This window comes from Pseudomonas sp. BF-R-26, assembly GCF_019947395.1.
In the GTDB taxonomy this organism is placed as follows: domain Bacteria; phylum Pseudomonadota; class Gammaproteobacteria; order Pseudomonadales; family Pseudomonadaceae; genus Aquipseudomonas; species Aquipseudomonas farris.
Window position 1 is genome coordinate 68,128 of the sequence record NZ_JAGYGK010000023.1, and the last position, 9,488, is coordinate 77,615.

At 57.9% G+C, this 9,488-nt stretch carries 9 protein-coding genes; 2 read left to right on the forward strand and 7 right to left on the reverse strand.

Features of this window, described 5'->3' with window-relative positions; all coding sequences use genetic code 11:
• The 7 genes from argR to acs form a co-directional block, all read right to left on the reverse strand.
• The gene (gene argR / locus KGB18_RS27525; RefSeq protein WP_008071845.1) at positions 1–981 is read right to left on the reverse strand and encodes a transcriptional regulator ArgR; all 981 of its coding nucleotides are present in this window, start codon (positions 979–981) and stop codon (positions 1–3) included.
• A 245-nt stretch (positions 982–1,226) separates the two neighbouring features.
• Positions 1,227–1,991 (reverse strand): ABC transporter ATP-binding protein, encoded by a 765-nt coding sequence (locus KGB18_RS27530; RefSeq protein ID WP_007904680.1) that lies wholly within the window; start codon positions 1,989–1,991, stop codon positions 1,227–1,229.
• Between the two features lie 27 nt (positions 1,992–2,018).
• Complete coding sequence (locus KGB18_RS27535; protein WP_223570814.1) at positions 2,019–3,131, reverse strand: M14 family metallopeptidase; 1,113 nt, start codon at positions 3,129–3,131, stop codon at positions 2,019–2,021.
• Between the two features lies 1 nt (position 3,132).
• Positions 3,133–3,831 (reverse strand): ABC transporter permease, encoded by a 699-nt coding sequence (locus tag KGB18_RS27540; protein ID WP_123495817.1) that lies wholly within the window; start codon positions 3,829–3,831, stop codon positions 3,133–3,135.
• Positions 3,828–4,517 (reverse strand): ABC transporter permease, encoded by a 690-nt coding sequence (locus tag KGB18_RS27545; RefSeq protein WP_007951063.1) that lies wholly within the window; start codon positions 4,515–4,517, stop codon positions 3,828–3,830. The genes KGB18_RS27540 and KGB18_RS27545 overlap by 4 nt, the downstream gene beginning before the upstream one ends.
• A 90-nt stretch (positions 4,518–4,607) precedes the next feature.
• Entirely contained in the window at positions 4,608–5,381 is a 774-nt protein-coding gene (locus KGB18_RS27550; RefSeq protein ID WP_008009943.1) for an ABC transporter substrate-binding protein, read from the reverse strand.
• A gap of 688 nt (positions 5,382–6,069) precedes the next feature.
• Positions 6,070–8,025 carry an acetate--CoA ligase gene (gene acs / locus KGB18_RS27555; RefSeq protein WP_217856527.1) on the reverse strand — a complete coding sequence of 652 codons (1,956 nt, stop codon included), beginning with the start codon at positions 8,023–8,025 and terminating at the stop codon, positions 6,070–6,072.
• A 560-nt stretch (positions 8,026–8,585) separates the two neighbouring features.
• Between acs and KGB18_RS27560 the strand changes: the two genes are divergently transcribed.
• On the forward strand, positions 8,586–8,849 hold the full coding sequence (locus KGB18_RS27560) for a DUF2790 domain-containing protein (RefSeq protein ID WP_038979415.1): 264 nt from the start codon (positions 8,586–8,588) through the stop codon (positions 8,847–8,849).
• A gap of 180 nt (positions 8,850–9,029) precedes the next feature.
• Positions 9,030–9,302: a hypothetical protein gene (locus KGB18_RS27565; protein WP_223570815.1), complete on the forward strand. Its 273-nt coding sequence runs from the start codon at positions 9,030–9,032 to the stop codon at positions 9,300–9,302.
• Positions 9,303–9,488: the final 186 nt, after the last annotated feature.

Sequence of the window (9,488 nt, forward strand, 5' to 3'; positions counted from 1 at the left end):
TCAACCGCGTTCGGACGGCACCGACGACAACTCGAACGGGCTGCTGCTGCGCCGCTGGTTGCGATCTTCCCGCGGCGTGGCGCCAAAGAAGTTGCGGTAGGCACTGGAGAAATGCGGCCCCGAAGAAAAGCCACAGGACAGGCCGATCTGGATGATCGACTTGCTGGTTTGCATCAACATCTGCCGGGCCTTATTCAGGCGCAATTCCAGGTAGTACTGGCTCGGCACACGGTTGAGGTATTGCTTGAAAATCCGCTCCAGCTGCCGACGCGATACGCACACATGCTGGGCAATTTCGTCGGTGGTCAGCGGCTCTTCGATGTTGGCTTCCATCAGCAACACCGCTTGGGTGAGCTTCGGATGACTTGAGCCCAAGCGGTTCTGCAACGGAATGCGTTGGCGCTCGCCGCCTTCACGGATGCGTTCGACCACCAGTTCTTCCGACACCGCACCGGCCAGTTCGGCGCCGTGATCACGGGCCAGTACTGCCAGCAGCAAATCGAGCACCGACATGCCGCCGCATGCAGTGAGGCGATCGCGATCCCAGTCAAACAGGTGACTGGTGGCAATCACTTTCGGGAAACGCTCGGCGAAATCGTCCTGCCAGCGCCAATGCACGGCAGCGCGGTAACCGTCGAGCAAGCCCAACTGCGCCAACGGGTAAACACCGGCAGACAAACCGCCGATCACACAACCGGCTCGCACCAGTTGTTTCAGCCCACTGCTGAGCGCTGGCGCAAGTGAGGTCGGCGGCTCGTCGGCGAGCAGGAACAGTTTCTGGAAGTTTTCGAGCTTGCCGGCCCAAGGCTCACCCGGCAATTGCCAGGCACCTTCGGTCGGCGGTTCGGCCTGCAAAAACGACAGTTCGTAAACAACGTCCGGGTGCACACGCTGGGCAACACGCAAGGCCTCCTCAGCCAGCGCAAGCGTCAGAGCTTTAGTGCTGGGCCAAATCAGGAAACCAATTCGATGGGCAGTCATGGCGGGCAATCCGAAACGAAAACAGTGATGAAGGCATGGGCCAAGGCTAGCCCGTAATTGAACACAAATTTCAAAACCGACAAAAATCAAATGTGGGAGCTGGCTTGCCTGCGATGACGGTGGGCCAGATTGCATCTCTGACACAGACGCACCGCCATCGCAGGCAAGCCAGCTCCCACAGGGGATCGAGGCCAGCCTCTAGATTGCGAAGCATGCACTATCCAGGTGCACAACGGCAGTCCTGATTATTTCAAGCTGCCGGACAAAAATTGTTGCAAACGTTCAGACTGCGGATTGACCAGCACTTCGCGCGGGTTGCCGCTTTCTTCGACGACGCCTTTGTGCAGGAACACCAGCTGGTTCGACACTTCACGGGCAAAGCCCATTTCGTGCGTCACCACCACCATGGTCCGGCCTTCCTGCGCCAGGGCCTGCATGACTTTCAGCACGTCACCGACCAATTCAGGGTCGAGGGCCGAGGTCGGTTCGTCGAACAACATCACCTCAGGTTCCATCGCCAGCGCACGGGCAATCGCCACACGCTGCTGCTCACCGCCGGACATGTGGCCAGGGTAAGCGTCTTTGCGATGAGCAACACCGACCTTGTTCAGGTAGTGCTCGGCCTTTTCGCGGGCTTCGGTCTTGGACATGCCGAGCACGTGGACCGGCGCTTCCATGATGTTTTCCATCGCGGTCATGTGCGACCACAGGTTGAAATGCTGGAACACCATCGACAGGCGCGAACGCATGCGTTGCAGCTGTTTCGGATCGGCGGCTTTCAGCGCGCCGTCCTTGTTGGCGACCAGTTTCAGCTCTTCATTGTTGAGCAGAATCTTGCCGGCGTGCGGCTGCTCGAGCAGGTTGATGCAGCGCAGGAAAGTACTTTTGCCGGAGCCACTGGAGCCGATGATGCTGATCACATCGCCAGCCGCCGCTTTCAGGGACACGCCCTTGAGCACTTCGTGACTGCCATAGCGTTTATGCAGGTCTTGGACTTCAAGTTTGTACATGCGGTCGGTTCTCACAAAAACAGTCAGTCAGTCGTTGAGCAAGCGCCCGTGACGCAGCGCTTCGCGCCCCGCCACCTTGGCCAGCCAGAAACCGGGTTGGGCATAACGCAGCCGTTCAATGGCAAACAGCACCCCGGACGTACCAGCACACACCGTGCTGACCCGATCCGATAACGGATCGATCACTTCAAAAATCTCGTCGCCCGCTTCAACCCACTCACCGGGTTTACGCAGGAAACTCACCACGCCAGGATGCGGCGCGAACAGCAATTCGGTGCCTTCGAACGGCATGCCTTCGCAAGCCTCTTGCGCAGGCTTTGGCCACTCACCGCTGATCAAGCCCTGTTCAGCGAGGAACGCCAGAATGCCTTCGGCGTAAGCCTGCGCCTCTGGGCGACCGGTATCGGATTGGCCGCCCAACTCGATGGTCGTCGCCAAGCAGGCCAGTGGAATCTGAGCGTCCGGAAACAGACGCGACAGACGCAGCCATGGCAGCGAACACGCTTCATCAAAGGAGCTGCCGCCGGAATCTTCCGCCAGCAGGCCGACCTTGACGTTCAAGTGTGCAGCCAGTGAACGCCAATGCGGCCAGTGTTGCGGCAAGGCATACATGTGCAGCGCCGCTTCGCAATCGCAATGCAAATCCAGCACCACGTCGGCATTGCAAGCATGGCTGAGCAAGATGCGCTGCATGCCTTGCAACTGACTCTCGGCAGGCGGCAACGCGGCCAGCACATCGCTCATGGTTTCACGGATCAAACGGATATTGGCGTGAGGATCGTCACCCAGGTGCCCTTGGAGCTCAGCGGCAACGGGCTCGCTCAGTTCGACGAAATCCCGGTTGAAGTTCTTGCCGCTGCCGGCTTCGAAACGCCCTTGATGGTTACCCTGAAGCAGTTGACCGAGGCCCAGTGGATTGGCCACCGGTACCAGTTCAATTACACCGTTCAGCAAGCCTTGGGCTTCGAGTTCGGTCAGGCGTTTTTTCAGCTCCCAGGCCGTGCGCATCCCCGGAAGTTCATCGGCGTGCAGGCTGGCCTGGATGTAGGCCTTGCGCTCGCCAGCACCGAAGCGGAACACCGAAATCCGGCGTTCGCTGCCCAGGTGGCTCCACGGCAATGCATGATCGATGCGTTCCATATCAGTGCTTCCGCGGGGCCAGATAGCCCAGCCAGCGGTGCTCGGCCATTTTGAACAGGCGCACCAGAATGAACGTCAGGCACAGGTAGAACACGCCGGCGGTGATGTAGGCTTCGAACGGCAAGTAGAACTGAGCGTTGACCGTGCGCGCGGCACCGGTGATGTCGATCAGGGTCACGATGGACGCCAGACTGGTGGTCTGCAGCATCATGATCACTTCGTTGCTGTATTGCGGCAGTGCCCGGCGCAGGGCCGATGGCAGCAGGATCCGCTTATACATTTTGACCCGCGACATGCCCATGGCCTTGGCCGCTTCGATCTCGCCGTTCGGCGTGGCGCGCAGGCTGCCGGCGATGATTTCAGCGGTGTAAGCGCTGGTGTTGATGGCGAAGGCCAGGCACGCACAGAACGTGGCGCTGGACAGCCATGGCCAAAGGAAGCTTTCACGTACCGCTTCGAACTGCGCCAGACCGTAGTAGATCAAAAACAGCTGCACCAGCATCGGCGTGCCGCGGATCACGTAGGTGAACAGCCAGGCACTCATGTTGACGACCGGCTGCTTGGAGACGCGCATCAGCCCCAGCGGCAATGCCGCCAGCAGACCGAAAAACAGCGACAGCGCGAGCAATTTAAGGGTGGTCACCAGGCCGCCGAAGTACAGCGGCAAGGCCTCCCAAATGACGTTGTAGTCGAAGATCATAGATCAGCCGCCCTTACGCCTACCGAGTAGCGCTTCTCAAGGTGACGCAATGCCAGCAACGAGACACTGGTGATCACCAGGTACATCGCCGCCACTGCGAGGAAGAAGGTGAAAGGCTCGCGGGTAGCGTCTGCCGCCTGCTTGGCCTTGAACATCATGTCTTGCAGACCGACCACCGAAATCAGCGCGGTCGCCTTGGTCAATACCAGCCAGTTGTTGGTGAAACCCGGAATCGCCAGACGAATCATCTGCGGCACCAACACCCGGAAGAACACCTGAAAACTGCTCATGCCGTACGCCATGCCGGCTTCTGCCTGCCCCTTCGGGATTGCCATGAAGGCGCCACGGAAGGTTTCCGACAGGTACGCACCGAAGATGAAGCCCAGGGTGCCGATACCGGCGGCCAACGGGTTCAGGTCGATGTAATCGTCATAACCGAGCATCGGCGCGACGCGGTTGAGCAAGTCCTGGCCGCCGTAGAAAATCAGCAGGATCAGCACCAGATCGGGAATACCGCGGATCACGGTGGAATACAGGTCGCCCAGCCAGGCCAGCCAGCGCACCGGCGACAGACGCAGTGCAACGCCGATCAGCCCCAGAACGATGGCCAGGGCCATGGACGACAAGGCGAGCTGAAGCGTCAGCCATGCGCCATCGAGGATGACAGCCCCGTAGCCTTTCAACATGATTCAGGTCCTCGAAAGTTGGGATGAAAAAATGGCGCAAACCTCAGAGATCCTGCTGCTTGCGCCATTTCGGACTTGTTGCGGGGACGATTACTTGCCGTAGATATCGAAGGCGAAGTACTTGTCCTGGATTTGCTTGTACTTGCCGTTCTCGCGAATGGCTGCGATCGCGGTGTTGATCTTGTCTTTCAGCGCGTCGCCCTTGCGAACCGCGATACCTACGCCGTCGCCGAAGTATTTGACGTCGGTGAAGGCCGGGCCAACGAAGGCGAAGCCCTTGCCAGCGTCGGTTTTCAGGAAACCGTCATCCAGCAAGGTCGCGTCTGCCACGGTGCCGTCGAGGCGACCGGCGGCCACGTCGAGGTAGATTTCGTTCTGCGAACCGTAAGGCTTGATCTCGGCACCCAGTGGGGCCAGGACTTCGCGGGCGAAACGCTCGTGGATCGAACCACGTTGCACGCCGATGTTCTTGCCCTTCAACTCAGCCAGGTTTTCGCTGACCTGAGTGCCGGCCTTCATGACCAGGCGTGCCGGGGTGTTGTAGTACTTGTTGGTGAAGTCCACGGACTTCTTGCGGTCTTCAGTGATCGACATGGACGACAGGATCGCGTCGATCTTGCGCACTTTAAGTGCCGGGATCAGGCCGTCGAATTCTTGCTCGACCCACACGCACTTGACCTTCATCTCTTCGCACAGTGCGTTGCCGATGTCGTAGTCGAAACCCACGATGCTGCCGTCCGGCGCCTTGGAGGCGAACGGAGGGTAAGCTGCTTCGATACCGATTTTTACAGGCTTGTCATCGGCGAAGGTCGGCAGGGACAGCACGGACAGTGCCAGGGCGCCAAGCAGCACAAGTTTCTTCATCTTGGGACTCCATCGGTAAAGGGCAAAAACGGCAGAGTGAGCGACAGCCCAATATGCGAATGGGTTAAACGGCTGCGTCCTACGAACCGTGCGCTGATTTCAACGCAGGCAACGACGAGCGAGTGATCGGCATTCTAACGACAGGTCCGAAGCCGATATTTCTTCAATGCGACAACAAATTACAGATGCACCGAGAAAGCCGCCTGAACGCGTTGACAGCCTTGCAATTTCATGCAAGAGCAAAAGACAGTGAACCGATCTATGTTGCAAATTGCGGGCCTATTATTGGCAAACCCTTCTAATCCAGCAAGCGCAGCGTTGTGTCTTATTTTTCATAGCGGGTTGAAGGGCCCTGAAACGGGGCTTGGCGTTTCCCAATGCCTCGTTGTCGGGCGCGTGGTTACACATTCGGTTACTTGAAGGGTGATGGGTAACAGTGGGAAAACGCCTACGGGGGAAGTCGATAATTATTGGGCGTTGTTTATGTTGCGCCTGACAGGCCGCCATCGCGGGCAAGCCCGCTCCCACAAGGATTGTGGCGTGCACACAATCTGAACCACCTCCCGGAAACCTGTGGGAGCGGGCTTGCCCGCGATGAGGCCCGCACCAGCAACACAAAACCATCAGCCAATAAAAAACCCCACCAAACTCAACACCTGGCGGGGCTTCGATGACTCAAGAACCGCTGTTAAGCGACGTTCATGGTCTTGTGCGTATCAATCAAATGCTGCACCACACCCGGATCGGCCAGGGTCGAAATATCCCCCAACCCATCGTATTCCGCCGTAGCAATCTTGCGCAGAATCCGGCGCATGATCTTGCCCGAACGGGTTTTCGGCAGCCCCGGCGCCCACTGAATCACATCCGGCGAAGCAATCGGGCCGATCTCTTTACGCACCCAGTTTTTCAGCTCCAGGCGCAGTTGCTCGCTCGGCTCTTCGCCAGCGATCAACGTGACATAGACATAGATGCCCTGCCCCTTGATGTCGTGCGGCACACCGACCACCGCCGCTTCGGCGACTTTCGGGTGAGCGACCATCGCGCTTTCGATCTCTGCAGTGCCCATGCGGTGCCCGGAAACGTTGAGCACGTCATCCACACGCCCGGTGATCCAGTAGTAACCGTCCTCGTCACGACGCGCACCGTCACCGGTGAAGTACATGCCACGGAAGGTCTTGAAGTAAGTGTCGACGAAGCGGTCATGGTCGCCATACAACGTACGCGCCTGGCCTGGCCACGAATCGAGAATCACCAGGTTGCCCTCGGCCACGCCTTCGATGATGTTACCGAGGTTGTCCACCAGCGCTGGCACCACACCGAAGAACGGACGTGACGCCGAACCCGGCTTGAGCGCGTGAGCGCCCGGCAGCGGGCTCATCATGTTGCCGCCGGTCTCAGTCTGCCACCAGGTATCGACGATCGGGCAACGGGATTGGCCGACATTCTTGTAGTACCAATCCCACGCTTCCGGGTTAATCGGCTCACCGACCGAACCCAACAGACGCAGGCTGCTGCCATCAGCGCCTTCTACAGCGGCGGTGCCCGACGCCATCATCGCGCGAATCGCGGTAGGCGCGGTGTAGAGGATGTTGACCTTGTGCTTGTCGACGATCTTCGCCACCCGGGTGATGTCCGGATAGTTCGGCACGCCTTCGAACAGCAGCGTGGTCGCGCCATTGGCCAACGGGCCATAGACGATATAAGTGTGGCCGGTGACCCAGCCGACGTCGGCGGTGCACCAGTAGATTTCGCCCGGGCGGTAGTCGAACACACGCTCGTGGGTCATCGCCGCATACAGCAGGTAACCGCCGGTGGTGTGCTGTACGCCCTTCGGCTTGCCGGTGGAACCGGAGGTATAAAGGATGAACAGCGCTTCTTCGGCGCCCATCTCTTTCGGCGCGCACACACTGCCCGCCACTTTCATCAGGTCTTCGTACCAGATGTCGCGATGCTGGTTCCACTTGATGTCGCCACCGGTGCGCTTGCACACGATGACTTTCTGAATGCTGCTGGTTTCCGGGTTAGTCAGCGCGTCGTCGACGTTGGTCTTCAGCGGAATTTTCTTGCCGGCACGAATACCTTCGTCAGCGGTGATCACCACTTTGGATTTGCAGTCGATGATCCGGCCAGCCAGGGCTTCCGGCGAGAAACCACCGAACACTACCGAGTGAATCGCGCCGATCCGGGTGCAGGCCAGCATGGCGACCACGGCTTCGGGGATCATCGGCATATAGATCGTCACCACGTCGCCGCGGTGCACATCCTGGCCGCGCAAGGCGTTAGCGAACTTGCAGACTTGTTCGTGCAGCTCGCGGTAGGTGATGTTGCGGCTTTCGGCAGGGTCATCCCCTTCCCAAATAATCGCGATTTGATCGCCACGCTCGGCCAGATGACGGTCGAGGCAGTTGTAGGAAACGTTCAGCGTGCCGTCGGCGAACCATTTGATGTCGACATGGTGATCGTCGAAGGACGTTTGCTTCACCGTGGTGAAAGGCTTGATCCAGTCGAGGCGCTTGGCTTGTTCGCGCCAGAAGCCGTCCGGGTTGACGACCGACTGCTGGTACATGGCCTTATAGGTGGCCTCGTCAGTCAGCGTGTTGGCTGCTACCTCGGGACGAACGGGATACAAAGAAGCCGCACTCATCTTTCTTACCTCGGTGGAATAGTTGTTTTTGTATGGCCCCAGTTGTAGCCGGGCCGGGCCTATAGAACCATTCGACGATGGTAGTAACAAGCCCCTACAAATTATCGTGGATACCCCGAAACCCCACTTCCACGCCTCTTCCAGACAATGCCGGCGTCCTGCAATAACGCGACCTGTAACAGCTGGCGAAGCCTGCGTTCGGCTGCGCAGCAGTCGTAAAATCAGCAAATGCGGTATGTCAGGCAAATCTCGTTTACCGAATTGCGACTGCTTCGCAGCCGAACGCAGGCTTCGCCAGCTGTTACAGGTCGTGCGTCGCAGCAAAATAAATGTCGTACCTTTTCGGGGATTGTTACCAAATCTGCCAAAGGTGTTTATCAAAAGCACGGCTATATGCACGCCACCCCCAGGCCTAAAATCGGTCTCGCCAACAAGGCAACGTGATTAACCCAGTTACAGCCCCCACGAAGGCAGTTAATCCAAAACTCTTTATTAAAGCTCCACACGCGATCCCAAAAAGATTGCGTGACCCCATTCGACCTAAGAAAGGTAAATTTGAAATGAAAGCTTTATTGGTTCTGGCCCTCAGCAGTCTGTGCGCAACCGCCATGGCGGATGAGGTCCCGACTGATGTCGCACAGCAACAACCCGCCATTGAGGAATACACCTACTCCACCCACCTGGACATCGCCAAAGTCATATCGATGAGCGAAATCCCGAATGTCTGCGAAGTGGTTCCAGCCAAAATGGAGTACGACGACTCCAAAGGTCAGCGGCACATTCTGCGCTACAGCGTCATGGGTAACGGCTGTTCTAACGGCTGATCCGCCCTCTTCTATCTCCCAAGGCCCGACCCATCCTTTTTAAAGACAGATGAAGCGCCGGGCCTTATATCGACAAACACGATTGTTTTAAGCGTTTATTTGCGCTTTTTAATCAAAATAGCTGGCGTAGGATAAATTCCACACCCAAGGCAAAACGCCAACGAACCTGGAGCCACTACCATGAAAACCAAACTGATCCTCGCCCTGACCCTTTCCGTCCTGGCCGCTAACACCTTCGCCGCCGATGGCTACGACCGCACTGGCTCGTCTACTTTCACTGAAGCGGCTGTCGCTTCTGATGGTTACGACCATACTGGTTCGGCTTCTTTCGCTGCTGATGGTTTTGATCGCACTGGCGCTGCCAAGGTCGCGGCTGATGGTTTTGATCACACTGGCGCTGCCAAGCTCGCTGCCGATGGTGCTGACCACGTAGGTGCAGCTCGTTTCAGCTGAAAACTGAACGCGACCTCACAGCCCGACTTCGGTCGGGCTTAGTTGTGTCTGAAGTGGTCAAAAATCGACCAAAACCACTACATGTAGTAAAAAATGCCGTTTCTGGTTGTTTTTTGAGCAACCTATTCCAAGAACATTTTCAGCCAAAAACTGCACACAATCCCGCCCACAAAAACCCTTCCCCTC